This is a genomic window from Pseudomonas sp. Mb7 (assembly GCF_054790525.1).
In genome coordinates, this window is record NZ_CP186501.1 from 5,202,590 (window position 1) to 5,229,542 (window position 26,953).

Genomic DNA, 26,953 nt, shown 5'->3' on the forward strand with positions numbered 1-26,953 from the left:
TGCATTCCAACTGTAGGAGTGAGCCTGCTCGCGATGAGGCCAGTCAGGCCAATGAACATTCTGGATCAGTGAACCAGCCCAGCATCCACCAACAACTTCTCCAACCCCAACAAATCCGGCACCTTCGCCACCTGCTCCCCGACCTGCACCGCCGCCTGCTCCAGACCACACAACGGCACATCGACATAACTCAACTGACTATCAAGCTTGTACGACCGCGGAATCCCCTGCACCAGCAGGGCAATGAACTTCAACTCCGGCAACCCACCGAGGGCATTCAAAATCACGATTCGCGCCCGCTCGCCAATGACGATTTTCTGCCCGCACGCCGATTCAAAACTCAGCAACGGAATCTGCCGCTCACGCCACGTAACCTTGCCGAGGTACCACGGCGGCGTGTCCAGATCGAAGGCACTGGCCTGGTAATCGATCAACTCAGCGACAGCGACGTTAGGCAGGATCAAATTGCGATCCGCCAACGGCAACAACAGACCAGTGAGTTGGCTGCTGCGCTGATTATGCCGGCGCTCATGCATGTTTCTTGCTCCAGTGGGCAATGCTTTCAAGCAGCACCGACTCTTGATACGGCTTGCCGAGGTAGTCGTTGACGCCAATCGCCATGGCGCGGTCGCGGTGTTTCTGCCCGGTACGTGAGGTGATCATGATGATCGGCAGGTGTTGCAGGCGTTCGTCGTTGCGCACTTGGGTGGCGACTTCGAAGCCGTCCATGCGCGGCATTTCGATGTCGAGCAGCATCAGGTCGGGCATGTGTTCTTCGAGCAGCAGCATGGCGTCGACACCGTCCTTGGCCGTGAGCACGTTCATGCCGTGACGTTCGAGCAAACGGCTGGTGACCTTGCGTACGGTGACCGAGTCGTCGACCACCATCACCAGCAGCGGTTTCTGCGGTTCGCTGTCGATCTCCGGCACCGTCGGTGTCTGCGCAACCCGCGCTTGCATCGCCCGAATCGGTGCGAGCAAATCGAGAATCAGCACCACCCGGCCATCGCCCAGAATCGTCGCCCCGGACACGCCCTGCACCGCCGCGAATTGCGCGCCAAGACTCTTGACCACAATCTCGCGGGTGCCGGCCATGGTATCGACCAGCACCGCGATGCGCCGGTCGTTGTAGTGCACCAGCAGCACCGGCAATGGCAGATTCTGGCCGAGCAGTTTCGGCCGTGGCGTGGTTTTCAGCAGTTCGCCGAGATAGCACAGTTCGTAGGTCTGGCCGCCGTACTGATAGCGCGGCGGATCAACCCGGAAGTGAGCTTCCAGATCATTCGGCAACACGCGGACGATGCCTTCGATGGTGTTCAGCGGAATCGCGTATTGATCCTCGCCACACTGCACCATCAACGCGCGGTTGACCGACACGGTGAACGGCAGCCGAATGCGGAAATGCACGCCCTGCCCCGGCACCGAGTCGATGCTCATGCTGCCGCCGAGTTGCCGCACTTCTTCATGCACCACGTCCATGCCGACGCCACGTCCGGAAATCTGCGTGATCTTTTCCGCTGTGGAAAACCCCGGCTGAAGGATGAACTGCAACACGTCGCGGTCGCTGATCTCGGCATCCGGCGCGAGCATGCCGCGCTTGATCGCCTTGCGCCGCACCGCTTCCAGTGGCACCCCGGCGCCGTCATCGCGAATGTCGAAAACGATGTCGCCGCCCTCGCGGGACAGGTCCAGGCTTATCGTGCCCTGCGCCGGTTTGCCCGCCGCCAGCCGCACCTCGGCGGACTCCAGACCATGATCGACGGCATTGCGCAGCATGTGTTCCAGCGGCGCAGCCATGCGCTCCAGCACATTGCGATCCATCTCGCCTTCGGCGTTGCCGACGACAAACGCGACGTCTTTGTTCAGCTCTTCAGCGACCTGGCGGACGATGCGTTTCAGGCGCGGCAACATGCGCTCGAACGGCACCATGCGCGTACGCATCAGGCCTTCCTGCAATTCGGTGTTGATGCGGCCCTGTTGCTGCAACAGGTTCTCGGCGTCGTGATTACGGCGGTCGAGGGTTTCCTTGAGGTCGAGCAAGTCAGAGGCGGATTCGAACAGCGCCCGCGACAGTTGCTGCAACTGCGAATGGCGGTCCATTTCCAGCGGATCGAATTCTTCATAGCCGAGACGTTCGGCATCGACTTGCTGGCGGCTGAGAATCCGCCCCTGAGTTTCAGTGTCGAGGCGGCGCAACTGATCGCGCATCCGTTCGATGGTGGTTTCCATCTCGTTCAGCGCGATCTGCGCGTCGTTGACCTGCTGTTCGATACGGCCACGGAAGATCGAGGTTTCCCCGGCCAGATTGACCAACTCATCGAGCAGTTCGGCGGAGACTTTGACCATGTCCGCGCCAGCGTCGGCAGCTGGCGGCGCAACGTCAGTCTTGACCGGCACAGGTAGCACTGGCGGCGTTTCTACCGTCACCGGATGGCTGAAATTCTGGATCGCATTGATCAGCCGATCAGCCGGCGGACACGGTTGCCCGGCGCGCACGCCATCGAGCATTTGCGCCAAGCGATCATGCCCGCGCTGCACCAGCGCAAACAGCTCCGCCGACGGCTGCAAAGCGCCGCTGGAAAGACTTTCGTAAAGGTATTCCAGCTCATGCGCGAGGTCGCCGATCGGGCCGATCTCGACCATCCGCGCGCCACCCTTGAGGGTGTGCAGATCGCGCAGCAGGGTTTCCACTTCCTGACGATTGCCCGGCTCGGCCTGCCAGCGCAGCAGCGCGGCGCCGGAGTTTTCGATGATGTCGAAACCTTCTTCGAGGAAGATTTCCAGCAACTCGGGATCGTGGCCAGCGCTGTCGTGCCCGGCTGTTGCTGGCGGAGTTTCGGCAACATTCTGGCCTTGGCGGACCTGACGGATAATGTCGATCAGATCCTGTGCCGGGGTCAGTGGCTGATGCTGTTGCAGTTGTTCAAGCAGCAGCGCCAAACGCTCATGACTCTTGAGCAACAAGCGCCCCAAGCTTTCGCTGTAGTGGTAGCGACGATCCACCAAGCCTTCGTAAAAGCTTTCCAGCTCCTGAGCCAGATCGCCAATGGCCTCGACTTCGGCCATCCGCGCGCCGCCCTTGAGGGTGTGCAAATCGCGCTGCAACGAGGACAGCGGCGCGGCATTGTCCGGGTCGCTCAACCAGCGCTGCAAGGCCTGGCCTGAGCTGTCGAGAATATCGACCGCTTCTTCAAGGAAGATCCCGACAATCTCGTCATCGTGTTCAAGCGCCGTTGCCTTTTGCTGCAACTCAGCGGTGGCGCTGCCCAGTTCACGGATGCTCAGGGTGCGGCTGCCATCGCTGCGAATCAGGCCCATGGAAGAAGGATCGAGGCTCTGATCGAGCAGATCATGCAACGCCCGAATCCGCTCTGGCTGCGGCGTGACTTCCTGCCCGGCGGCCAGTTCGTCGAGCATGTTGATCAGCGCTTCGTGGGCGTTCTGCGCTTCCTGGAAAAACTGCTCGCTGACCGCCAGGCTGCTTTCTTCCACGGCGCCGTAGAGATCGAGCAAGGCTTCGCACAACACATCCACCGGCAGCAAATCCGCCAAATGCGCGCCTTCGCCAAGGGTAGTCAGTTCATCCAGCAAGGCGCTGAGTTCCTGACGCTCGCCGGGGTGTTGCTGCCAGCGCTGTAGCAGGCTCTCAGCATCCAGCAGGATGTCCATGCCTTGAGCGAGGAAGTTATTGATCAGTTGCGGATCGCGCTTGATCCGCAGGCCGGTATTGGGCGCATCGAGGATCGAGGCCAGACGCTCGGCGAGCAGGGTTTCCGAGCGCTTGATCAGCGACTGCGCACCGACAATCGGCGCCAGCGGATCATGCTTGAGCTGACGCAGGCCGACACGGAACAGGCCCTCGGCTTCAAGTAGCAACTCCACTTCGTCGAGGTCCAGCGGCAACTGGTGCGCCTTGAACTCGCGGGCCAGTTGATCGAGCGGTGCAGCGAGTTCGGCAATCGGCAATACGCCGGCCATCGAGGCGCTGCCCTTGAGCGTGTGCAAAGCGCGCTGCAGTTCGTCGCTGGCCTGCAGCGGCACATGCTCGGCGGCCTGGTCGAGGAAACGGTTGAGGCTGGCAAGGTGCGTCTCGGCTTCTTTGCGGAAGATTTCCAGCAACAGCGGATCGAGCGCCGCGACATCGTCCACGTCTTCGGCGGCCAATGGCTCGTCACCTTTGGCCAAGGCGTGAGCACGGGCCGCGAGCTGATCGACATCGCCGCGCTGGCGCTGGTTACTAGTGGCGAATTCGCTGATCAACTCGGGCAGCAACAGCACGGTGTCGGTCAGCACTTGCTGCACCACTGAGCCCGGTTCGACACTTTGTTCGAGCACACGGTTGAGCAGGTTTTCCACCGCCCAGGCCAGTTCACCGAGGATCAGCGCGCGGACCATGCGCCCGCTGCCTTTCAAGGTGTGGAAGGCGCGGCGCAGTTCGGTCAGCGCATCACGATCCTGCGGATTGGCCGACCAGCGCGGCAGGTATTCGTGGAGAACTTCGAGGACCTCGTCGGTCTCTTCGAGGAACACCTCGCGCAGCTCATCGTCGACCGGTTCTTCATCGGCCGGCGGCGGCATCAGGCTGCCGGGGGTGATCAGCGCTGGCGGGTTGAGCGCCGAAACCGGGCTGGCCAGAACATCGGCCAGCGACTGCACGGTTTCCGGGTCATCGAGCGCTTGCATGTCCTGCATCAACAGCGCTTCGCTGGGGCTGAGCACGTCTTCGAGCACGGGCACATGCGGCTCATTTGGAATGAAACCCAGACTCGCAAGGGACTTCTGCGCGACATCCAGCAACTGCTCGCTCGATGCCTGCGGATCGTCGCTCAGACGTTCGAGGTAATACTCGAGGCTGCTGATGACATCGGCCAGATGATCCAGCTCTTCCCAACCCGGTTCGTGCGGATCAAGCAACAGATGCTCACGGATAAACCCGTTGCACGCCTCGACCAGACTTGCCGCGCGGTTCAACGGAATCATCGCCAGCGCACCGCGCACCTGAGTCAGCAGCGCCGGCAACGGTTGCAGGTGCTGGCGATCCCAATCGGCGTCGATGTAGTCGACGATCATGTCCTTGGCCTGTTGCAGGCAGATGCGCGCTTCCTTGATCACGATCTGATGGATCTGCGTCAGGTCGGTGGTCGGCAGGCGCGAATCTTCCGGGCTTTCCGGCTCGACGGTGCCGACCATCCCGGCCAGCGTCGCTTCGACGTAAAGCAGCGCACCGGCAACGTCCATGAGGATCGCGTCATTCGGTTCGCGCTGGCCCTGGGCGAGGCTGAGCACGACAGCTAATTGATCGATGATCACTTTGCGCGGCTGGCCGAAACCGAGCACCGCGAGGGTGTCGGCAATCTGTCGCAGCGGTGCGAGCAGGCTTTCCAGATCCGAGGTGTGCTGACGGTCGCTACGCACGAACAGGTCGAGGCGCTCCTTGACCCGCACCAGTTCTTCACACAACGCCGACAGCACCGAGCGCATCGCATCGCGGTCGGGGCCGGCCAGGCGCGCGCGTTCTTCGTCGACCATCGCGCTGTCGGGCAACGCGTCGTCCAGGGAGTAGCGATCTTTCATGGTCAGCATCTGCCCGGTGGGATGTTCGGCTTTGGCAATATAGAACAACAGGCTTTTCAGCAGCTCGGCAGGCGCCGGCTGATTGAGGCCAGCCATGCCCTGATCGAGCAGGCGTTTGAGTTCTTTGTCGGCGTCCTTGAACAGGCTGCGCAGCGCCGGGCTGTTGGCGATCACGCCCTCGCGCATGCCTTCGACCAGCGCCGAGGCGACTTGCCACAGCGGGCTCAGCGGCGAATCACCGCTCAGCGCTTCGAGGCGGGTGAAGACTTTGGCCAGATAACCGAGGTGGGTCTGGTCATCCTGTTCACGCAGCAAACCGACCAAAGCCATTTGCAGCATCTGGCGTAATTTGCGCAGTACGTTCGGCAGTTCTGCCGGCTCCAGCAGTGCCAACGCTTCTGCGTTTAGCGGTGCCAGTTCGGGCAATTGCGGGCTGAACAGGCTGGTTTCCGAGAGCAGGCTTTCGCCACGGGCGCTGCGCAGATCGTTGATCAGCGGCAGCACCACCAACGGCAAATCTCTCCGGGCGCTCTGCACGCGGTCGAGGTAAATCGGCAATTGCCCAAGGGCTTGCAGCAACAGGTGCAGGGCTTCGTCGCGATGGCTGACGCGCTCGTGCTGCAAGGCTTCGACCAGATGTTCCATTTCTTCGGCGAGCAAGGCTGCGCCGTAGAACTCGACCATCTGCAAACTGCCGTGGACCTGATGGATGTAATCCAGGCACTCGTCCAGCCCGGGAAAGGCTTGCGGGTCGTCGAGCACGGCTTCAATTGCTTGATGCGCCTGTTTCAGCGTTTCGGCAATTTCGCCTTTGACCCATTCGAGGGCCACATAGTCGTGCCGATCACCCATAACCACTCCACTCACGCTTTATCTGTCGCCGCCGGCAAGGTGAAACCGGACACCGAACGCCGTAGCTGACTGGCCATTTTCGTCAGGTTGCCGATGCTCTCGGCGGTGGCCGTGGAGCCGGACGAGGTCTGCGAGGTGATCTGCTGGATCACGTTCATCGTCAGCGAGATCTGCCCGGCCGAAGTCGTCTGCTGCTGCGCTGCGTTGGAGATGCTTTGAATCAGCGCCGCGAGGGTCTTCGACACGCCTTCGATTTCTTCCAGGGCCACACCGGCATCCTGCGCCAGTCGCGCGCCACGCACCACCTCGGTAGTGGTTTGTTCCATCGAGATGACCGCTTCGTTGGTGTCGGTCTGAATCGCCCGCACCAGGGTTTCGATCTGCCGTGTGGCGGCGGACGAGCGTTCGGCCAGCCGCTGCACTTCATCGGCGACCACGGCGAAACCGCGCCCGGCATCACCGGCCATCGACGCCTGAATCGCCGCGTTGAGGGCGAGGATGTTGGTCTGGTCGGCGATGTCGTCGATCAGGCTGACGATGTCACCGATTTCCTGCGACGACTCGCCGAGACGCTTGATCCGTTTGGCGGTGTCCTGAATCTGTTCGCGAATGTTGTCCATGCCGTGGATGGTGTTGTGCACCACCTCGTTGCCCTTGTTGGCGATTTCCACCGAACGCTCCGCTACCGCAGAAGACTCGGCGGCGTTGGCCGAGACCTGATCGATGGATTCGGCCATGTCGCTGATCGCGGTCGAGGCTTCGGAAATCTGCTGGGCCTGATGCTCCGAAGCCTGGGCCAGATGCATGGCGGTGGCCTGGGTTTCCTGCACCGCTGCGGCGACCTGGCCGGCGGTAAGGTTGATGGTGGCGACCAGATCGCGCAACTGATCGACGGAATAGTTGATCGAGTCGGCGATGGTGCCGGTGAAGTCTTCCGTCACCGAAGCGGTCACGGTGAGGTCGCCGTCGGCGAGGTCTTCGATTTCATCGAGCAGACGCATGATCGCGTTCTGGTTGCGCTCGTTCTTCTCGGCGGTTTCGCGCAACTGGCGATTTGTTTCGCGAACCATGACCAGACCGATGAGGATGATTGAGGCCAGCGCCAGCAAACCGAGGACGTAACCGCCGATGGTGTCAGTGTTGCGCCCACCGGCAAGGTTCTCGAAGCGAGTGGCCAAGTGCGAGGCTTCGTCGAGCAGGGTTTGCGAGAGGCTGAAGATATTGCTCGCCGATTCACGAACCTTGAACAGCTCCGGCGATGTTTCGAGGATTTCATCCACCGAGCCGGAAACGAATTGGAACAGCTCGGAGATTTCGCTCAAACGCGCACGGGCGTCGCGGTCTTCGACCTGGCTGATTTTCAACGCCGGGTTGCCTTGCAGCATGCCGTTGAGCACTTGGCCGAAACGGGTGGCGTCGCGGCCGAAGGCATCGGCGGCTTGCTGGGAGTTTTCGTCGCCGGCGAGCACGGTGTTGACCGCGCCGAGGATACGTTCGGCGAGCAGCGATTGACGCTGGGCCATCGCCACTTGCGCGGCCGGGGCACCGCGCTGGAGGAGGATTTCGACGACTTTTTCGTATTCGATCTGCAACTGCGGCACGGTTTCGGCCAGGGTCGCGGCGACCTGATGCAGCGACAGCACGGTCTGCTCGCTGGAAAGAATCGCGTCGGTGTTTTTCAGCAGGCGCTCCCAGTCGAGCTGCACGGCGCGCATTTCCGGGCGCACGGTGGCCGGGGCGGGAGGCAGGCCGGTGGCCGGGTCGCCCTTTTTCAGGTAACCCCAGCGCTGGGCGAAATCGTTGCGCGCATCGCTGAGCAACTTGAACGCGGCAGCCTTGCCAGCGGCGGCTTCGGTGGCGTTCTTGGCAATGCGTTGCGAGAGCACGCGCAGCTCACCGGCGTGGCCGATGTACTGTTTGTCGTAGTTCGCTTGGGTGTTGAGGTACGCGAAGTTGGCGAACAGCAGCATGATGAACACGATCAGTGCGATGAACAGCACGATGATCTGCGAGCGACTGCGCGATCCTTCCGCCGGCTTGCCTGTTTTTGCTTTTGTCATCGGTCCTCGCCCTTAACCCACACCTTTGAGGCCTGCTGCAATCCCTGTGGGAGCGAGCCTGCTCGCGAAAGCGCTGGGTCAGCCAATATTTATCTTGCCTGACACGCCCTCTTCGCGAGCAGGCTCGCTCCCACAGGGGACGGTGTTGAATCTGTTATATCGCAACGCTCATGAACACCGGGGATTTGGCCAGCGCAAACAGGCTGAACACCCGCCAGTTCTGTTCGCGGCGGAAATAGCCTTTGACGAACTCGGCCTTGGAGCCCTGGCGCTTGCTGATCGAGATCGGTTCGAAGCTGTCCTGTTCGAAATGCTGCAGACCAATCACCTCATCGACCATCAGCCCGGCAAACACATCGCCATGCTCGACCACCAATACCCGCCGCTGTTTACGCAACGGCGACAGTTCATGGCCGAAGAAACCGCACAGATCCATGATCGGCAGCAACCGCCCGCGCAGGTTAGCCACGCCTTTGACCCACGGCTTGACCCCGGGTAACTGGGTAAATCGCGGTTCATGCAGCACTTCGCTGACTTCGCCCATCGGCGCCACATACCAATGCTCGCCGAGGCGAAAGCCGATGCCGCTCCAGCGATCCTGGCGCGCCGGTTGCGACGGCAGGTCCGCCGCCAGCAAGCGGCAGCGCTGGTCAATCTGCCAGAGCAGTTCGAACGCGGTCAGCGATTCGCTCATGGTTGCGCGATCAGCCTTCGAGCACGTTGTTCAGGGTCTTGATCAGGGTGTCTTCGTCGACCGGTTTGGTCAGGTAATCCTTGGCGCCCTGGCGGGTGCCCCAGACCTTGTCGGTTTCCTGATCCTTGGTGGTAATGATGATCACCGGGATATGTCCGGTTTCCGGGTCTTTGGTCAGCTGACGGGTCGCCTGGAAACCATTGAGGCCGGGCATGACGATGTCCATCAGTACCGCGTCGGGTTTTTCCTGCCGAGCCAGAGCCACGCCGTCGGCGCCGTTTTCGGCCTTCAACACTTCATGGCCGTGCTTTTCGAGCATGCCGGTGAGTTTGTACATTTCAGTCGGCGAATCATCGACGATCAGGATACGTGCCATGGTTTTCCCCATTTTCTTGTCGACGCGCGGCCCGCTGGCCGCGTATCTCTGTACGTGTCTTACTGCGGCAAAACGGCGGCGAAGCCCGGAACATGGGCCTGAATCGCGTTGAGCAGTTCTTCCTTGCTGAAAGGCTTGGTCAAAAATTGATCAGAACCGACAATCCGCCCCTTGGCCTTGTCGAACAGCCCGTCACGCGATGACAGCATGATCACCGGTGTGGCCTTGAACGCGCTGTTGTTCTTGATTAAAGCGCAGGTCTGATAACCATCCAGACGCGGCATCATGATGTCGACAAAAATGATCCCGGGATGGTTGTCGGCGATCTTCGCCAGAGCGTCGAAACCGTCGATCGCCGTGATCACTTCGCAACCGACATTCTTCAACAATGTTTCGGCGGTGCGACGAATCGTTTTCGAGTCGTCGATCACCATGACCTTCAAGGCGCTGGACTGCTGTTCCATAAGAGGGCTCTACCGTCGCCTTTGCGAATCAATTTGTCCGTTTTGCGGTTATCAATGGCTCGAAACCCTTGATGCTCAAGGGCCAGCACGCTACGCCAGCCTTTTTAGCACAGTCTCCAGATGCAATCTATCGACGGGTTTTTCCTTGACCGAAAACCCGCCCGGCGCCACTCTGGCGGCACTTTTTCAATACCGATCCGGTAGCCAATTTTCGAGGAAAACCCAATGAGCGTTCGCGTCGGGATTGTCATGGACCCTATCGCCAGCATCTCCTATAAAAAGGATAGCTCGCTGGCCATGCTGCTGGCCGCGCAGAAGCGTGGCTGGGAACTGTTCTATATGGAGCAGCGCGACCTGTATCAGGGCGAAGGTCAGGCCCGGGCGCGCATGAAGCCGCTGAAAGTCTTTGCCAACCCGGAAAAATGGTTCGAACTGGACGCCGAACAGGACAACCTGCTGAGCGATCTGGACGTGATCCTGATGCGCAAGGATCCGCCGTTCGACATGGAGTTCGTCTACTCCACCTACCTGCTCGAACAGGCCGAAACCGCTGGCGTGCTGGTGGTGAACAAACCGCAGAGCCTGCGCGACTGCAATGAAAAACTGTTCGCCACGCTGTTCCCGCAGTGCACGCCGCCAACCATCGTCAGCCGCCGCGCTGACGTGTTGCGTGAATTCGCCGCGAAACACGGTGACGTGATCCTCAAGCCGCTGGACGGCATGGGCGGTACTTCGATTTTCCGTCACCGTGCCGGTGACCCGAACCTGTCGGTGATTCTGGAAACCCTGACCGCCCTCGGTGGCCAGCAGATCATGGGCCAGGCCTACCTGCCGGCGATCAAGGACGGTGACAAACGCATCCTGATGATCGACGGCGAGCCGGTGGATTACTGCCTGGCACGGATTCCGGCGCAGGGCGAAACCCGTGGCAACCTGGCTGCCGGTGGCCGTGGTGAAGCGCGCCCGCTGACCGACAAGGATCGCTGGATCGCCGCGCAGGTCGGCCCGACGTTGCGTGAGAAAGGCCTGCTGTTCGTTGGCCTCGATGTGATCGGCGAAAGCCTCACAGAAATCAACGTCACCAGCCCGACCTGCATCCGTGAAATCGACAATGCGTTTGGCACTGATATCGGCGGCATGCTGATGGACGCCATCGCCAAGAAGCTGCAAGCCGCCGGCAAAAAGCCACAAGCTTGATGCACGTCACATGCAGTCTGTCGCTTGAAGCGTGAAGCCCAAGGCGTGAAACCAACATTGCGTTATCATGCGCAGCCTCTGAAAAACGCGATGTTGGTTTTCTTGTCATGACCCTCCCGTCCGATCTGCCCGCAGAACTCGCCCACCGTGGCGTGCGCCCGGCCGATCGCCTCGGTTTTACCCTGTTTCTCGCGGCGCTGATCCATTTGGCGCTGCTGCTCGGCGTCGGCTTCACGATGGTCGAGCCCAAGCAAATCAGCAAAACCCTGGAAATCACCCTCGCCACCTTCAAGAGCGAAAAGAAGCCGGAGAAGGCTGACTTTCTCGCTCAACAGCATCAGGAAGGCAGCGGCACGCTGGACAAGAAGGCGATTCCGAAGACCACTGAGGTGGCGCCGTTCCAGGACAATCAGGTCAAAAAAGTCACCCCGCCACCGGCCGCCAAACCGCAAGTACAGGAAGCCGCACCCAAAGCTGCGGTGACCACCGTCGCGCCGAAACCTAAAAAAGCGCCGACCAAGAAAGAAGAAGCCAAAACCGAAGTCAAACCGACAGTCGACGCGCCGGAGTTCGACAGCTCACAGCTGTCCAGCGACATCGCCAGTCTTGAAGCCGAACTGGCCAAGGAACAACAGCTGTACGCCAAGCGCCCGCGCATCCACCGTTTGAGCGCGGCGTCGACCATGCGCGACAAGGGTGCCTGGTACAAGGATGACTGGCGCAAGAAGGTCGAGCGCATCGGCAACCTCAATTACCCCGAAGAAGCACGGCGCAAGCAGATCTACGGCAATTTGCGCCTGATGGTCTCGATCAACCGCGACGGTTCGCTGTATGAAGTGCTGGTGCTGGAATCCTCCGGCCAGCCGCTGCTGGATCAGGCGGCGCAGCGCATTGTCCGACTGGCGGCACCGTTTGCGCCGTTTACCGGGGACTTGTCGGACATCGACCGCCTGGAAATCATTCGTACCTGGAAATTTGCCCGGGGCGACAAGCTCTCAAGCAACTGACACACCGCAACCCCTTGTAGGAGTGAGCCTGCTCGCGATAGCGGTGTATCAGTCAACAATTTCGATTCTGGCACACCGCTATCGCGAGCAGGCTCACTCCTACAATGGATCTGTGTTGCTGTCAGCATCTCCAGCTTGTCAGTTTGCCCCCCGAACGCCACACTAGCGCACATGAAAAACGTCAGCCCCAGCTACCTCAAGCATCAATTCCTGATCGCCATGCCACACATGGCCGACCCGAACTTTGCCCACACCTTGACCTACATCGTCGAGCACACGGCCAATGGCGCTATGGGGATTGTGGTCAACCGGCCGCAAGAGCTGAATCTGGCCGACATCCTTGAGCAATTACGTCCGGACATTGACCCGCCAGCACTCTGCCAGCATGTGCCGATCTTCATTGGCGGCCCGGTGCAGACCGATCGCGGTTTTGTTCTGCACCCGGCGGGCAAGACCTTTCTGGCCACCGCGCAATTGGAGGGTGATCTGGCCCTCTCGACCTCGCAGGACGTGCTGTTCGCCATCGCTGACGGCGTCGGCCCAGCAAAAAGCCTGATTGCCCTCGGTTACGCCGGTTGGGAAGCCGGGCAACTGGAAGCGGAACTCGCCGACAACGCCTGGCTGAACTGCCCGTACGACGCCGACATCCTGTTCAATACCAGCAGCGAATTGCGTCTGGAAGCGGCGGCCCGGCACCTGGGGATCAACCTCAGCCTGCTGACCAGCCAGGCAGGTCACGCCTGATGGCCCTGCGCCTGATTCTCGGCTTCGACTACGGCACCAAACAGATCGGCGTCGCGGTCGGCCAGGTGATTACCGGCCAGGCTCGTGAGCTGTGCACCTTGAAGGCACAGAACGGCGTGCCGGACTGGAACCAGGTCGAAGCCCTTATAAAAGAATGGAAACCCGATGCCGTTGTTGTCGGACTGCCGCTGAACATGGACGGCACCCCGAGCGACATGTGCGTACGCGCGGAAAAGTTTGCCCGCCGCCTCAATGGCCGCTTCAATCTGCCCTTCTATACCCACGACGAACGCCTGACCACGTTTGAAGCCAAAGGCGAGCGACTGGCCCGTGGCGGTCAGAAAGGCAGTTACCGCGACAACCCGGTGGACGCCATCGCCGCCGCTCTGCTGTTGCAGGGCTGGCTCGATGAAAACACTGCATTGTTTGAATCCTGACAAGCGCTTCGGCGCTTTTCTTTTGAGTGAAAAACCGAGTCGTGTCCAAGGATCCGACTCGCCCCCAACAAGGAGCAACCATGAGCCTGCCAAATCCCGCCGATCTGATCAGCCAGATGGCGACCCGCCTCAAGGCGCACCTTGCCCAGCGTGAAATCACTGAACCGCGTTACATCGGCATTCGCACCGGCGGCATCTGGGTCGCGCAGGCCTTGCTTAAGGAATTGGGCAGCGATGCGCCACTGGGCACGCTGGATGTGTCCTTTTACCGCGACGACTTCAGCCAGAACGGCCTGCACCCGCAAGTGCGCCCGTCCGCCCTGCCCTTCGAGATCGAAGGCCAGCATCTGGTGCTGATCGACGACGTATTGATGAGCGGCCGCACCATCCGCGCCGCCATGAACGAATTGTTCGACTACGGCCGCCCGGCCAGCGTGACCCTGGTCTGCCTGCTGGACCTCGACGCCGGCGAGCTGCCGATCCGCCCGAACGTGGTTGGCGCGACGCTGTCGCTGGCCGCACATGAACGGGTGAAGCTGTCCGGCCCCGAGCCGCTGACGCTCGAACTGCAAGACTTCAACCTTTAATCCGCCCTATTGAGAGTCCCCTTCGCGATGACGCCTCTAGATACCAAGCGCCCGCTGCAGCTCAATGATCAGGGCCAGCTGCGCCACTTCCTCTCGCTCGACGGCCTGCGCCGCGAGTTGCTGACGGAAATCCTCGACACTGCCGACTCGTTCCTCGAAGTCGGTGCCCGGGCGGTGAAGAAAGTCCCGTTGCTGCGCGGCAAAACCGTGTGCAACGTGTTCTTCGAAAACTCCACGCGCACCCGCACCACCTTCGAACTGGCGGCCCAGCGGCTGTCGGCAGACGTAATTACCCTGAACGTGTCGACCTCGTCGGCGAGTAAAGGTGAAACCCTACTCGACACCCTGCGCAACCTCGAAGCCATGGCCGCCGACATGTTCGTCGTACGCCACGGTGATTCCGGCGCCGCGCACTTCATCGCCGAACATGTATGCCCGCAAGTGGCAATCATCAACGGCGGCGACGGCCGTCACGCCCACCCGACGCAGGGCATGCTCGACATGCTCACCATCCGTCGGCACAAGGGCGGTTTCGAAAACCTCTCGGTGGCCATCGTTGGCGACATCCTGCACTCGCGGGTTGCGCGCTCGAACATGCTCGCGCTGAAGACCCTCGGCTGCCCGGACATCCGCGTGATTGCGCCGAAGACCCTGCTGCCGATCGGCATCGAGCAATACGGCGTGAAGGTCTACACCGACATGACCGAAGGCCTGAAAGACGTCGACGTGGTGATCATGTTGCGCCTGCAGCGTGAACGCATGACCGGCGGCCTGTTGCCGAGCGAAGGTGAGTTCTACCGACTGTTCGGCCTGACCACCGCGCGTCTGGCCGGGGCCAAACCCGATTGCATCGTCATGCACCCGGGGCCGATCAACCGGGGGGTGGAAATCGAGTCCGCAGTGGCCGACGGCCCGCACTCGGTGATCCTCAATCAGGTGACCTACGGCATCGCAATTCGTATGGCTGTGTTGTCCATGGCCATGAGCGGGCAAACCGCGCAGCGTCAATTCGAGCAGGAGAACGCCCAGTGAAGCTCAGCATTCTCGGCGCACGCGTCATCGATCCAAGCAGCGGCCTGGATCAAATCACCGACATTCACGTTGAAGCCTGCAAGATCGTCGCCCTCGGCGCCGCTCCAGCGGGTTTCACGGCAGTAGAAACCATTGATGCCCAAGGCCTCGTTGCCGCTCCGGGCCTGGTCGATCTGAACGTGGCCCTGCGCGAGCCGGGTTACAGCCGCAAAGGCTCGATCATCAGCGAAACCCGCGCTGCGGCGGCCGGCGGCGTGACCAGCCTGTGCTGCCCGCCGAAAACCAAGCCGGTGCTCGACACCTCGGCCGTGGCCGAACTGATCCTCGATCGCGCTCGCGAGGCCGGCAACACCAAGGTGTTCCCGATCGGCGCGCTGAGCAAAGGTCTGGACGGCGAGCAACTGGCCGAACTGGTGGCGCTGCGCGACGCTGGTTGCGTGGCGTTCGGCAACGGTCTGGAGAGCTTCCGCAACACCCGCACTCTGTGCCGGGCACTGGAATACGCGGCGACCTTCGACCTGACGGTGATCTTCAATTCGCAGGATCACGACTTGGCTGAAGGTGGCTTGGCTCACGAAGGCGCTGTCGCCAGTTTCCTCGGCTTACCGGGGATTCCAGAAACCGCTGAAACCGTGGCCCTTGCCCGTGACCTGCTGCTGGTTGAGCAGACCGGCGTACGTGCGCATTTCAGTCAGTTGACCAGTGCTCGCGGTGTTGCCCTGATTGCTCAGGCTCAGGCCCGTGGTTTGAAGGTGACGGCGGATGTCGCGCTGTATCAGTTGATTCTGACTGATGAAGCGCTGATCGACTTCAGCAGCCTGTACCACGTGCAACCGCCGCTGCGTACGCGTGCTGACCGTGATGGCCTGCGTGCAGCGGTGAAGTCCGGTGTGGTCTCGGCGATTTCCAGCCATCACCAGCCGCACGAACGCGACGCCAAACTGGCGCCGTTCGGCGCGACCGAGCCGGGCATCAGCAGTGTTGAACTGTTGCTGCCGCTGGCGATGACGCTGGTTGAGGATGGGTTGCTGGATCTGCCGACCTTGCTGGCGCGTCTGAGTGCAGGCCCGGCTGAAGCGTTGCGTCTGCCGGCCGGCAAACTGGCGGTAGGTGGTGCGGCGGATATCGTGTTGTTCGATCCGCAGGCTTCGACGGTGGCCGGTGAGAACTGGTTGTCGAAGGGTGAGAACTGCCCGTTCATTGGGCACACTTTGCCGGGTGTGGTTCGTTACACCTTGGTGGATGGGCGGATCAGCCACCAGGCTTGATACCGGGTTGCCCCCAATCGCTGGCAAGCCAGCTCCCACAGGTTTTTGCGCTATCTTTGGGTTAGCGCAAAAACCTGTGGGAGCTGGCTTGCCAGCGATGGCTTACTGGAAGGCGCCTCTGCCTTCGGCGTTGCGTACGGATACCTGATCATTCAGCGTCCAGAAGTCATACAGCACCCCCAGAAAGAACAACCCGCCTGTCAGCAGATAGATCAGTCCACTGATCCACTTGCCCTGATACATCCGGTGCACGCCCAGCGCGCCAAGGAACGTCAGCAGAATCCACGCCACGTTGTACTCGATCGGCCCTGCGGTAAAACGCAGATCCGCCTCGCGATCCATTGCCGGGATCAAGAACAGATCGATCAGCCAGCCAATACCCAGCAAACCGAAGGTGAAAAACCAGATCGTCCCGGTCACCGGCTTGCCGTAATAGAAGCGGTGAGCACCGGTAAAACCGAAAATCCACAGCAGATAACCGATGATTTTGCTGTGCGTATCTTGCTGCTGAACAAATTGTTGATAGGGGTTCATGAAGACCTCGATTCACACGATAGATAAATATTCTTGAATTCTTTGTGACTTTTTTACAGGTAGCCGACGTACGGCAAATGTTACGGTTGCTACCGTCAAAGCCTTATAGCACCTGACTTCTGTCCGACAATTGCGTCCATTTGCCGCTTATTTGGTTCCGTTGGCCTCCAACTGAATCGACCAACGGACTCGGAATGAAAAAAAACTCTGTTATAAAGTTGCGCGCTATCACTAAAGAGCCACGCCTAATGCGACCATTTTTCAAGACATGGCTAACCATCTGCCTATTAATGCCACTGGCCGCCCACGCCACCAATCGTGAGCAACGTCTTCCCAACGTTAACGGCTTTACCCCTAAATCCCATGCTTCGGCTCCATCGAGCAAAAGCAGCAAAAGCAAAACCACCACGCTGAGCAGCAAGAGCCACAGCAAGCTGGTGCCACCGATGGCGAGCAAGGAAAGCAGCAATGTGCTGAGCCGTGCGGTGAACGTCCTCGGTACCCCTTATCGTTGGGGCGGCAGCAGCCCAAGTAAAGGTTTTGATTGCAGCGGTCTGGTGAAATACGCGTTCAACGACGCTACGTTCGACCTGCCACGCACCTCCAACGCCATGGCCAGCGGTCACGGCGAGAAAGTCGAGCGCAAGGATCTGAAGCCGGGCGACCTGATTTTCTTCAACATCAAGAGCCGTCGGGTCAACCATGTAGCCATCTACTTGGGCAACGACCGCTTTATCCACGCGCCACGTCGTGGCAAAGCGGTGAGCATCGATACGCTGAACAAGCCGTACTGGCAGCAGCATTACGTGGTTGCCAAGCGTGTGTTGCCGAAAGAGCAAAACCAGATGCGCGTGGTTCAGCGCTAACACCATACCGATCGTTCCCATGCTCCGCATGGGAATGCCTCAATGGACGCTCCGCGTCCGCTTCGGCAGGGACGCAGAGCGTCCCGGGCTGCATTCCCACGCAGAGCGTGGGAACGATCACTCCCTCAGAAATTATCCGGCGTCCGCGCCTTCTCCCGCGCATGCTCGCGGCTGATCAAGCCCTTGGTCAGCAGATCCTTCAGGCACATGTCCAGTGTCTGCATGCCCAACGACCCACCCGTCTGAATCGCCGAATACATCTGCGCCACCTTGTCCTCACGGATCAGGTTACGGATCGCCGACGTGCCCAGCATGATCTCGTGCGCCGCCACCCGCCCGCCGCCGATCTTCTTGATCAACGTCTGCGAGACCACCGCCAGCAACGACTCGGACAGCATCGAACGCACCATCGACTTCTCGTCACCGGGGAACACGTCGACCACGCGGTCGATGGTTTTCGCCGCCGAGGTGGTGTGCAGCGTGCCGAATACCAAGTGCCCGGTTTCGGCAGCGGTCAGCGCCAGGCGAATGGTTTCCAGGTCACGCATCTCGCCGACCAGAATCACGTCCGGGTCTTCACGCAGTGCCGAGCGCAACGCAGTGGCGAAACTGCGGGTATCACGGTGGACTTCACGCTGATTGATCAGGCATTTGCGCGATTCGTGAACAAACTCGATCGGATCTTCGATAGTCAGGATGTGGTGATGCCGGTGGGTATTGAGGTAATCGATCATCGCCGCCAGCGTGGTTGATTTGCCGGAACCGGTCGGCCCGGTGACCAGCACCAGACCGCGCGGCGCATCGGTAATCTTGCGGAAGACGTCGCCCATGGCGAGGTCTTCCATGCTCAGCACTTTCGACGGAATGGTACGGAATACGGCGCCTGCGCCACGGTTCTGGTTGAAAGCGTTGACGCGGAAACGCGCCACACCCGGCACTTCGAAGGAAAAGTCGGTTTCCAGATGTTTCTCGAAGTCGACCCGCTGGGTGTCGTTCATGATGTCGTAGATCAGTTCGTGCACTTGCTTGTGATCCAGCGCCGGCAGATTGATCCGCCGCACATCGCCATCGACACGGATCATCGGCGGCAGACCGGCCGACAGGTGCAGGTCGGAAGCGCCTTGTTTGGCGCTGAAGGCCAGCAGTTCAGTGATATCCATAGCGCTCCTCAATTCCAGTAGAATGCCGCGAACCTTCCGACCGCTGGCGCCTCTTGATGTCCACGATAGCAGACAACATCCAACTGGTTAGTTCGCGCATCCAGGCAGCGGTAACAGCTGCAAACCGCGCTGAAAACAGCGTCCAGTTGCTCGCGGTCAGCAAGACCAAACCCGCCCAGGCCCTGCGCGAAGCATATGCCGCCGGCCTGCGTGACTTTGGCGAGAACTACCTGCAGGAAGCCTTGGGCAAACAGCTCGAACTGGCTGACCTGCCCTTGATCTGGCACTTCATCGGCCCCATTCAATCGAACAAGACTCGCGCCATCGCCGAGCATTTCGACTGGGTGCATTCCGTGGATCGCCTGAAAATCGCTCAACGCTTGTCCGAACAGCGCCCGGCTGAACTGCCGCCGCTGAACATCTGCGTTCAGGTCAATGTCAGCGGCGAAGCCAGTAAATCCGGCTGCACTCCGGCTGACCTTCCGGCATTGGCCGCCGCGATCAGCGCACTGCCGCGCCTGAAACTGCGCGGCCTGATGGCGATTCCCGAGCCGACCGACGACCGCGCCGAGCAAGACGCGGCCTTCGCCGCCGTGCAGAAATTGCAGGCGAGCCTTGATCTGCCGCTCGACACACTTTCCATGGGCATGAGCCACGACCTTGAGTCGGCCATCGCCCAAGGCGCCACCTGGGTTCGTATCGGTACGGCCCTGTTTGGCGCCCGCGACTATTCCCAATCTTGAACGTTTCCAGATAAGGACCACACATGAGCAACACACGTATTGCGTTTATCGGTGCGGGCAACATGGCGGCCAGTCTGATTGGCGGCCTGCGCGCCAAGGGGCTGGAAGCCGGGCAGATCCGTGCCAGCGACCCGGGTGAAGAAACCCGCGCCAAGGTCAGTGCCGAACACGGCATCGAAACCTTCGCCGATAACGCTCAGGCCATCGACGGCGTCGATGTGATCGTGCTGGCGGTCAAGCCGCAGGCAATGAAAACCGTGTGCGAAGCGATTCGCCCAAGCCTGAAACCCAATCAATTGGTGGTTTCGATTGCTGCCGGTATCACCTGCGCCAGCATGACTGCGTGGCTCGGCGAGCAGCCGATCGTGCGCTGCATGCCCAACACCCCGGCGCTGCTGCGTCAGGGCGTCAGCGGCTTGTACGCCACCAGCGAAGTGACCGCCGAGCAACGCCAGCAAGCCGAAGAGCTGCTGTCCGCCGTCGGCATCGCCTTGTGGCTGAAGGAAGAACAGCAACTGGACGCCGTGACCGCTGTGTCAGGTTCCGGCCCTGCCTATTTCTTCCTGCTGATCGAAGCCATGACCGCCGCCGGCGTCAAACTCGGCCTGCCGAAAGACATCGCAGAACAACTGACCCTGCAGACCGCACTGGGCGCCGCGCATATGGCCGTCTCCAGCGACGTTGACGCCGCCGAACTGCGCCGCCGCGTGACTTCGCCAAACGGCACCACGGAAGCTGCAATCAAATCATTCCAGGCCAATGGCTTTGAAGCACTGGTCGAAACCGCACTCGGCGCCGCCGCGCACCGCTCGGCCGAAATGGCCGAACAACTGGGCAAATAAGGAGCCTTACATGATTGGATTGAATACCGCAGCGGTTTACGTGCTGCAAACCCTCGGCAGTCTGTACCTGCTGATCGTGCTGCTGCGTTTCGTACTGCAACTGGTGCGGGCGAACTTCTACAACCCGCTGTGCCAGTTCATCGTCAAAGCGACCCAGCCACTGCTCAAACCACTGCGCCGGATCATTCCGAGCCTGTTTGGTCTGGACATGTCGTCGCTGGTGCTGGCGATTCTGGTGCAACTGGCGCTGATGGCGTTGACCCTGCTGCTGACTTACGGCACCACCGGTAACCCGCTGCAACTGTTTATCTGGTCGCTGATCGGCGTGACCGCGCTGTTCCTGAAGATCTTCTTCTTCGCCCTGATCATCAGCGTGATTCTGTCGTGGGTTGCACCGGGCAGCCACAATCCGGGTGCTGAGCTGGTCAACCAGATCTGCGAGCCGGCGCTGGCGCCGTTCCGCAAAATCCTGCCAAACCTTGGCGGTCTGGATCTGTCGCCGATCTTCGCCTTCCTCGCGCTGAAACTGATCGACATGCTGGTGATCAACAATCTGGCGGCGATGACGATGATGCCGGAAATCCTCCGTCTGCTGATGTGAGCTGGTTTCGATGGGACGGTGACGACTTGATCCTCGAGTGTCACCTGCAACCGGCAGCCCGCAGCGATGACTTCGCCGGGCTGCATGGGGATCGCCTGAAGATTCGTCTGACTGCACCGCCGGTTGAGGGCAAGGCCAATGCTTATCTGATGGGCTTTCTGGCCAAGGCGTTTGGGGTGTCCAAAAGCCAGGTCAGTTTGCTCAGTGGCGAGTTGAACCGGCAGAAGCGAGTGAAGATCTGCTCGCCGAAGAAGTTGCCGGATTTGCCTGACCTAATGCGCTGATCGTTCCCACGCTCCGCGTGGGAATGCATCCCGGGACGCTCCGCGTCCCCTGCCGAAGCGGACGCCGAGCGTCCAATGAGGCATTCCCACGCAGAGCGTGGGAACGAGCGCAGGTAGTTGCTTGCCGCTAACCCCCCCGGTCTTTAGACTTACGCCTCATTTCAACGAGAGCAGGGTCGATGCCAGCTGCCTTTCCCCCCGATTCTGTTGGTCTGGTGACGCCGCAAACGGCGCACTTCAGCGAACCTCTGGCCTTGGCCTGCGGCCGTTCGCTGCCCGCTTATGACCTGATCTACGAAACCTACGGCACGCTCAACGCACAGGCGAGCAACGCCGTGCTGATCTGCCACGCCTTGTCCGGCCATCACCACGCCGCCGGCTACCATAGCCCCGACGACCGCAAACCCGGTTGGTGGGACAGCTGCATCGGCCCCGGCAAACCGATCGACACCAGCAAGTTCTTCGTGGTTAGTCTGAATAATCTGGGCGGCTGCAACGGCTCCACCGGCCCCAGCAGCATTAACCCGGAGACCGGCAAGCCATTCGGTGCCGACTTCCCGGTGCTGACCGTGGAGGACTGGGTACACAGCCAGGCGCGCCTGGCCGACCTGCTCGGCATCGGCCAGTGGGCGGCCGTCATCGGCGGTAGCCTCGGCGGCATGCAGGCATTGCAATGGACCATCACTTACCCGGACCGCGTGCGCCATTGTCTGGCTATCGCCTCGGCGCCAAAACTGTCGGCGCAGAACATCGCCTTCAACGAAGTTGCGCGTCAGGCGATCCTCACCGACCCGGAATTCCACGGCGGTTCGTTCCAGGAAGCCGGCGTGATCCCCAAACGCGGCTTGATGCTGGCGCGCATGGTCGGGCACATCACTTATCTGTCCGACGATTCCATGGGCGAGAAATTCGGCCGTGGCCTCAAGAGCGAGAAGCTCAACTACGACTTCCACAGCGTCGAGTTCCAGGTCGAAAGCTACCTGCGTTATCAGGGCGAAGAGTTCTCCGGACGCTTCGACGCCAACACCTATCTGTTGATGACCAAGGCGCTGGATTACTTCGATCCGGCAGCGAACTTCGACGATAACCTGGCGAAAACCTTTGAAAACGCCACGGCCAAGTTCTGCGTGATGTCGTTCACCACCGACTGGCGCTTCTCCCCTGCCCGCTCGCGGGAACTGGTGGATGCACTGATGGCGGCGCGCAAAGACGTCAGCTATCTGGAAATCGACGCACCGCAGGGCCACGACGCCTTCCTGATTCCGATCCCGCGCTATTTGCAGGCGTTCGGCAATTACATGAACCGCATCACGCTGTGAGAAAGCCATGAGAGCAGATCTGGAAATCATCCAGGAATGGATCCCCGCCGGCAGCCGCGTCCTCGACCTCGGTTGCGGTGACGGCGAGCTGCTGACCTGGCTGCGCGACAACAAGAACGTCACCGGTTATGGCCTGGAAAACGACGCCGACAACATCGCCCAGTGCGTGGCCAAAGGCGTCAACGTCATCGAACAGGATCTGGACAAGGGGCTGGGCAACTTCGCCAGCAACAGTTTCGACATCGTCGTCATGACCCAGGCCCTGCAAGCTGTGCATTACCCGGACAAGATCCTCGACGAAATGCTCCGGGTCGGCCGTCAGTGCATCATCACCTTCCCGAACTTCGGGCACTGGCGCTGCCGCTGGTACCTGGCAAGCAAAGGCCGCATGCCGGTGTCCGAGTTTCTGCCGTACACCTGGTACAACACACCGAACATTCACTTCTGCACCTTCGAAGACTTTGAAGAACTTTGCCGCGAACGTGATGCGAAGGTCATTGATCGGCTTGCCGTGGATCAACAGCACCGCCACGGGTGGGCCAGTAAGCTATGGCCTAATCTGTTAGGTGAGATCGGTATCTACCGCGTCAGCAGCCCGCAGCTTGCAGACCACAAAGTCGCGGTCTGAATCCCGTCATTTCGAGGAGCACGATCATGGGTCGTTTAGCGTTGTTGTTATTGACTGCCTGCCTGAGCGCCAGCGCCATGGCGGCCGACGTCATCAAGGGCGAACGCAAGGAAACCTTCGGCGATGTCACGGTGCACTACAACACTTTCAACTCGACGTTTCTGACGCCGGACATCGCCAAGGCGGCTGAACTGATTCGCAGCAAAAATCAGGGCGTGATCAATGTCTCGGTGATCAAGGATGGCAAACCGCTGGTCGCCAATGTCACCGGCACGGTCAAAGACCTGACCAGCCAGAGCGTGCCGCTGAATTTCAAGCAAGTCACCGAGCAGGGTGCGATCTACTACATCGCCCAGTACCCGGTGCCTCAGCAGGAAACCCGCACCTTTGAAATCAAGGTGCAGAACGGCGACAAGATCAACACCATCAATTTCAACCAAGAACTCTTTCCCGGCGAATGATGAACATCAAGCAGCTCGTACTGGCCAGCCATAACGCCGGCAAACTCAAAGAACTCCAGGCCATGCTCGGCGAATCGGTGCAACTGCGCTCGATTGGCGAGTGGAGCAAGGTCGAGCCGGAAGAAACCGGTCTGTCGTTCGTCGAGAACGCGATCCTCAAGGCACGCAACGCCGCACGCATTTCCGGGTTGCCGGCGCTGGCCGACGATTCCGGTCTGGCGGTGGATTTCCTTGGCGGTGCGCCAGGCATCTATTCGGCGCGCTATGCCGACGGCAAGGGCGATGCGGCGAACAATGCCAAATTGCTCGATGCACTGAAAGATGTGCCGGAAGCCGAGCGCGGTGCGCAGTTCGTTTGCGTGCTGGCGCTGGTGCGTCACGCCGATGATCCGTTGCCGATCCTCTGCGAAGGCTTGTGGCACGGACGGATACTGAGCGCTGCCAGCGGCGAGCACGGTTTCGGTTATGACCCGCTGTTCTGGGTGCCGGAGCGTGATGTGTCCAGCGCCGAACTGAGTCCGGCCGACAAGAACCAGATCAGCCACCGCGCCCGTGCAATGGATCTGCTGCGCCAGCGTCTGGGCCTGAAATGACCGGTGATTCTTCTGCGTCGTCGCTGATTGTCGGCGGCGCCGCCTCTTCGCCTCGGGCGCCGTTGCCGACGCTGCCGCCCCTGGCGCTGTACATCCACATCCCGTGGTGTGTGCGCAAATGTCCGTATTGCGATTTCAACTCACACACCGCCAGCCCGGTTTTGCCGGAGCAGGAATACGTTGATGCGCTGTTGGCCGATCTCGATCAGGACCTGCACGCCGTGTACGGTCGTGAAATCAGTTCGATCTTCTTTGGTGGCGGCACGCCGAGCCTGTTCAGCGCCGAAGCCCTCGGGCGGCTGCTGGAAGGCGTCGAACAGCGCATTCCGTTTGCCCACGACATCGAAATCACTCTGGAAGCCAACCCCGGGACCTTCGAGCAAGAGAAGTTCGTCGCCTACCGCAAGCTGGGGATCAATCGCCTGTCGATCGGCATCCAGAGCTTCCAGCAAGAAAAGCTCAAGGCGCTGGGGCGGATTCACAACGGTGACGAAGCGGTGCGTGCGGCCGGCATGGCACGTCAGGCCGGGTTCGATAACTTCAATCTCGACTTGATGCACGGTTTGCCCGACCAGTCGCTGGACGATGCCTTGAGCGACCTGCGCCAGGCCATCGCACTGAATCCGACGCACATTTCCTGGTATCAACTGACGCTGGAACCGAACACCGTGTTCTGGAACCAGCCGCCGGTGCTGCCGGAAGATGACACGCTGTGGGACATTCAAGAGGCCGGGCAAGCGCTGCTGGCGGAACACGGTTATGCGCAATACGAAGTGTCGGCTTATGCCCAGGCGGGCCGGCCGGCGCGGCACAACCTCAATTACTGGAGTTTTGGCGACTTCATCGGCATTGGTGCGGGTGCGCATGGCAAGCTCAGCCACCCGGACGGACGCATCGTTCGCACCTGGAAAACCCGTTTGCCGAAGGACTATCTCAACCCGGCAAAAAGCTTTCAAGCCGGCGAGAAAGCGCTGACCAACGACGAGATGCCGTTCGAGTTTCTGATGAACGCTTTGCGCCTGACCGCAGGCGTCGAATCGCACCTGTATCCTGAGCGCACCGGGCTGTCGCTGGAAAGCCTCGCTGAAGGCCGGGCCGCGGCAGAACAAAGCGGTCTGTTGCAGGTCGAACCGTCACGTCTGGCGGCCACCGAGCGCGGACAGTTGTTCCTCAACGACTTGCTGCAACAATTTCTGAACTGACTTCAGTGCTAAGGGAAAACGCATGGATTTGATACTCGACCTGCTCGCCACCGTCTCCCGCTGGAGCCGCAGCAACCTATCGGAAATCGCTCTGGCCCTGGTGGGCTGCCTGCTGGTGCTGTTCGGCGCCGACTTCAAAGGGTGGGTCGAGCAACGCTTGGGCAGCATCGCCGGCGCCCTGCGCGTGCCACTGATGGCCCTACTCTGCGTGATCGGCAGCGGCGCCGCGCTGATCTACGCCACGCCGTGGGTGATCAAGGGTTTGAGCCAGTTCAACAACTACAGCCTGGCGCCTGTGTTGCTGGTAGTCCTCGTCCTCATCGGCGTAGTCGCCGACCGCCGCTGACTCCGCAAACGCCCCAAAACAACTGTGGGAGCGAGCCTGCTCGCGAAGGCGTCTTAACATCCAACAACATCGTTGATTGTCAGACCGCTTTCGCGAGCAGGCTCGCTCCCACTATTGGGCCTTGGTTCAATGATTCTTCGATAAGCGGCTCTGCGCCTGAAGGATCGCCTTGAGGCCAACGGAATCCTTGCAGCCCAGCGCTATCGCTTTATCGAAGTGTTCGATATTGCCGCTGTCGCGCATATCGCTGCCGTTCACACGAGTCAACGCGAGTATGTAGTAGGCCTCAGCCCGAAACTGGTCTTCGGACAATACCAAGCCAGCTGCGCGGGCTCGCATGGCGGCCATCGGCCCGACCTTGCCGGCAGGCGCCCCGTTTTCTTCGAAACACAGCGAACGTTTGGCCTGCAACGGATAGTCGTCAGCATGCGCATCAGGCTTGAGCAGCAACTGCTCGAGAGACTGCAAGAATTTCAAATGATCAGGATTTTGCGCATCAAATCGTTCATACGCTTTGTCGCACAAATGGTAATAGCCCACCGCAGCCGCTAACACCCCATCATCCATGGCCTGCTGATAAAGACCACAGGTCTGTAAGCGCGTCTGCTCGGAAAACATCGGGTTGTCCTGCAGGCTGGCCAAAAAATAGGTGGCCAGCGTGTGCCCGCCGTCCGACGCATGCTTGAGGTTGTCCACAAGAGCCTCGAGATCACCTTCGGCAACGCGCAACTGTTCAGGGGTGTATTGCACGCTTTCCCCGGCGGCCTCACGCTTGATCCGGTCATTGGCGTCGCGCTCGATCTTTGCCGCCGTTCTCTGCGCACTCGCGAAGTATTCCTCGGGACTGACTACCCGTTCGCACGCTGCGCAACAAATGAGACCCAGAACCAGCGTGCAGGCAAAAATGGCTTTCAAGATTTGTCTTCCTTTACAAATGGGGGCCTCGAGCTTTCGGCGGATCATAGCCAAACTTGAGCAAACTCCAGAAACAACTGAGCTGCGGCACGCTGCGATCTTTGATCTTCAAAATCAAGATCAAAGATCGCAGCGTGCCGCAGCTCCTACAGGGGTGTTGCGTGATG

The 26,953-nt window shown here is 60.4% G+C and carries 27 protein-coding genes; 18 read left to right on the top strand and 9 right to left on the bottom strand.

What is annotated here, in order from left to right; all coding sequences use genetic code 11:
* Positions 1–65: 65 nt before the first annotated feature.
* The 6 genes from ACOYXH_RS23495 to pilG all read right to left on the bottom strand — a co-directional run bounded on the left by ACOYXH_RS23495 (position 66) and on the right by pilG (position 10,020).
* Complete coding sequence (locus ACOYXH_RS23495; protein ID WP_095049473.1) at positions 66–536, bottom strand: chemotaxis protein CheW; 471 nt, start codon at positions 534–536, stop codon at positions 66–68.
* Positions 529–6,426, bottom strand: a complete 5,898-nt coding sequence (locus ACOYXH_RS23500; RefSeq protein ID WP_460409973.1) for a hybrid sensor histidine kinase/response regulator — start codon at positions 6,424–6,426, stop codon at positions 529–531. Before ACOYXH_RS23500 ends, ACOYXH_RS23495 begins: the two co-directional genes overlap by 8 nt.
* A gap of 11 nt (positions 6,427–6,437) precedes the next feature.
* Positions 6,438–8,486, bottom strand: coding sequence for a methyl-accepting chemotaxis protein (locus ACOYXH_RS23505; RefSeq protein ID WP_007913676.1), 2,049 nt, complete (start codon positions 8,484–8,486; stop codon positions 6,438–6,440).
* A gap of 154 nt (positions 8,487–8,640) precedes the next feature.
* Complete coding sequence (locus ACOYXH_RS23510) at positions 8,641–9,180, bottom strand: chemotaxis protein CheW (protein ID WP_007913675.1); 540 nt, start codon at positions 9,178–9,180, stop codon at positions 8,641–8,643.
* Between the two features lie 10 nt (positions 9,181–9,190).
* Complete coding sequence (gene pilH, locus ACOYXH_RS23515) at positions 9,191–9,556, bottom strand: twitching motility response regulator PilH (protein WP_095125845.1); 366 nt, start codon at positions 9,554–9,556, stop codon at positions 9,191–9,193.
* 59 nt (positions 9,557–9,615) lie between these two features.
* Positions 9,616–10,020 carry a twitching motility response regulator PilG gene (gene pilG / locus ACOYXH_RS23520; protein WP_007913673.1) on the bottom strand — a complete coding sequence of 135 codons (405 nt, stop codon included), beginning with the start codon at positions 10,018–10,020 and terminating at the stop codon, positions 9,616–9,618.
* Positions 10,021–10,245: 225 nt separating this feature from the next.
* On the opposite strand from pilG, the gene gshB reads away from it, so the two are divergent.
* The 7 genes from gshB (at position 10,246) to ACOYXH_RS23555 (ending at position 16,292) form a co-directional block, all read left to right on the top strand.
* The gene (gshB, locus tag ACOYXH_RS23525; RefSeq protein WP_007913671.1) at positions 10,246–11,217 is read left to right on the top strand and encodes a glutathione synthase; all 972 of its coding nucleotides are present in this window, start codon (positions 10,246–10,248) and stop codon (positions 11,215–11,217) included.
* Between the two features lie 107 nt (positions 11,218–11,324).
* The gene (locus ACOYXH_RS23530; RefSeq protein ID WP_093429840.1) at positions 11,325–12,224 is read left to right on the top strand and encodes an energy transducer TonB; all 900 of its coding nucleotides are present in this window, start codon (positions 11,325–11,327) and stop codon (positions 12,222–12,224) included.
* 171 nt (positions 12,225–12,395) lie between these two features.
* Positions 12,396–12,968, top strand: a complete 573-nt coding sequence (locus ACOYXH_RS23535; protein WP_095049468.1) for a YqgE/AlgH family protein — start codon at positions 12,396–12,398, stop codon at positions 12,966–12,968.
* A complete protein-coding gene (gene ruvX / locus ACOYXH_RS23540; RefSeq protein WP_064589634.1) occupies positions 12,968–13,405 on the top strand; it encodes a Holliday junction resolvase RuvX in 438 nt (145 codons plus the stop codon). Before ACOYXH_RS23535 ends, ruvX begins: the two co-directional genes overlap by 1 nt.
* A gap of 80 nt (positions 13,406–13,485) precedes the next feature.
* A complete protein-coding gene (gene pyrR, locus ACOYXH_RS23545; protein WP_034153653.1) occupies positions 13,486–13,992 on the top strand; it encodes a bifunctional pyr operon transcriptional regulator/uracil phosphoribosyltransferase PyrR in 507 nt (168 codons plus the stop codon).
* A 27-nt stretch (positions 13,993–14,019) separates the two neighbouring features.
* The gene (locus ACOYXH_RS23550) at positions 14,020–15,024 is read left to right on the top strand and encodes an aspartate carbamoyltransferase catalytic subunit (RefSeq protein WP_007913665.1); all 1,005 of its coding nucleotides are present in this window, start codon (positions 14,020–14,022) and stop codon (positions 15,022–15,024) included.
* Positions 15,021–16,292, top strand: coding sequence for a dihydroorotase (locus ACOYXH_RS23555; RefSeq protein WP_116028402.1), 1,272 nt, complete (start codon positions 15,021–15,023; stop codon positions 16,290–16,292). Before ACOYXH_RS23550 ends, ACOYXH_RS23555 begins: the two co-directional genes overlap by 4 nt.
* Before the next feature lie 102 nt (positions 16,293–16,394).
* Here the strand turns inward: ACOYXH_RS23555 and ACOYXH_RS23560 are convergent, their stop codons facing one another.
* Positions 16,395–16,826 carry an NINE protein gene (locus ACOYXH_RS23560; RefSeq protein ID WP_007913651.1) on the bottom strand — a complete coding sequence of 144 codons (432 nt, stop codon included), beginning with the start codon at positions 16,824–16,826 and terminating at the stop codon, positions 16,395–16,397.
* Between the two features lie 248 nt (positions 16,827–17,074).
* On the opposite strand from ACOYXH_RS23560, the gene ACOYXH_RS23565 reads away from it, so the two are divergent.
* The gene (locus ACOYXH_RS23565; RefSeq protein WP_095049466.1) at positions 17,075–17,692 is read left to right on the top strand and encodes a C40 family peptidase; all 618 of its coding nucleotides are present in this window, start codon (positions 17,075–17,077) and stop codon (positions 17,690–17,692) included.
* Between the two features lie 125 nt (positions 17,693–17,817).
* On the opposite strand, the gene ACOYXH_RS23570 is transcribed toward ACOYXH_RS23565, so the two are convergent.
* On the bottom strand, positions 17,818–18,852 hold the full coding sequence (locus tag ACOYXH_RS23570) for a type IV pilus twitching motility protein PilT (protein WP_095049465.1): 1,035 nt from the start codon (positions 18,850–18,852) through the stop codon (positions 17,818–17,820).
* 56 nt (positions 18,853–18,908) lie between these two features.
* On the opposite strand from ACOYXH_RS23570, the gene ACOYXH_RS23575 reads away from it, so the two are divergent.
* The 10 genes from ACOYXH_RS23575 (at position 18,909) to ACOYXH_RS23620 (ending at position 25,871) form a co-directional block, all read left to right on the top strand.
* Complete coding sequence (locus ACOYXH_RS23575) at positions 18,909–19,595, top strand: YggS family pyridoxal phosphate-dependent enzyme (protein WP_095125843.1); 687 nt, start codon at positions 18,909–18,911, stop codon at positions 19,593–19,595.
* A 23-nt stretch (positions 19,596–19,618) separates the two neighbouring features.
* The gene (proC, locus tag ACOYXH_RS23580) at positions 19,619–20,437 is read left to right on the top strand and encodes a pyrroline-5-carboxylate reductase (RefSeq protein WP_095125842.1); all 819 of its coding nucleotides are present in this window, start codon (positions 19,619–19,621) and stop codon (positions 20,435–20,437) included.
* A gap of 10 nt (positions 20,438–20,447) precedes the next feature.
* A complete protein-coding gene (locus ACOYXH_RS23585; protein WP_095049462.1) occupies positions 20,448–21,038 on the top strand; it encodes a YggT family protein in 591 nt (196 codons plus the stop codon).
* On the top strand, positions 21,035–21,322 hold the full coding sequence (locus tag ACOYXH_RS23590) for a DUF167 domain-containing protein (protein ID WP_095049461.1): 288 nt from the start codon (positions 21,035–21,037) through the stop codon (positions 21,320–21,322). The genes ACOYXH_RS23585 and ACOYXH_RS23590 overlap by 4 nt, the downstream gene beginning before the upstream one ends.
* Positions 21,323–21,501: 179 nt before the next feature.
* Positions 21,502–22,641, top strand: a complete 1,140-nt coding sequence (gene metX, locus ACOYXH_RS23595) for a homoserine O-succinyltransferase MetX (RefSeq protein WP_095049460.1) — start codon at positions 21,502–21,504, stop codon at positions 22,639–22,641.
* A gap of 7 nt (positions 22,642–22,648) precedes the next feature.
* A complete protein-coding gene (gene metW / locus ACOYXH_RS23600; protein WP_007913638.1) occupies positions 22,649–23,269 on the top strand; it encodes a methionine biosynthesis protein MetW in 621 nt (206 codons plus the stop codon).
* A gap of 26 nt (positions 23,270–23,295) precedes the next feature.
* Entirely contained in the window at positions 23,296–23,730 is a 435-nt protein-coding gene (locus ACOYXH_RS23605; RefSeq protein WP_095049459.1) for a DUF4426 domain-containing protein, read from the top strand.
* Entirely contained in the window at positions 23,727–24,323 is a 597-nt protein-coding gene (gene rdgB, locus ACOYXH_RS23610; RefSeq protein ID WP_095125841.1) for an RdgB/HAM1 family non-canonical purine NTP pyrophosphatase, read from the top strand. The genes ACOYXH_RS23605 and rdgB overlap by 4 nt, the downstream gene beginning before the upstream one ends.
* The gene (gene hemW, locus ACOYXH_RS23615) at positions 24,320–25,525 is read left to right on the top strand and encodes a radical SAM family heme chaperone HemW (RefSeq protein WP_095049457.1); all 1,206 of its coding nucleotides are present in this window, start codon (positions 24,320–24,322) and stop codon (positions 25,523–25,525) included. Before rdgB ends, hemW begins: the two co-directional genes overlap by 4 nt.
* A gap of 22 nt (positions 25,526–25,547) precedes the next feature.
* A complete protein-coding gene (locus ACOYXH_RS23620; RefSeq protein WP_007913629.1) occupies positions 25,548–25,871 on the top strand; it encodes a DUF3392 domain-containing protein in 324 nt (107 codons plus the stop codon).
* A 126-nt stretch (positions 25,872–25,997) separates the two neighbouring features.
* On the opposite strand, the gene ACOYXH_RS23625 is transcribed toward ACOYXH_RS23620, so the two are convergent.
* Entirely contained in the window at positions 25,998–26,786 is a 789-nt protein-coding gene (locus ACOYXH_RS23625) for a hypothetical protein (RefSeq protein ID WP_095049456.1), read from the bottom strand.
* Positions 26,787–26,953: the final 167 nt, after the last annotated feature.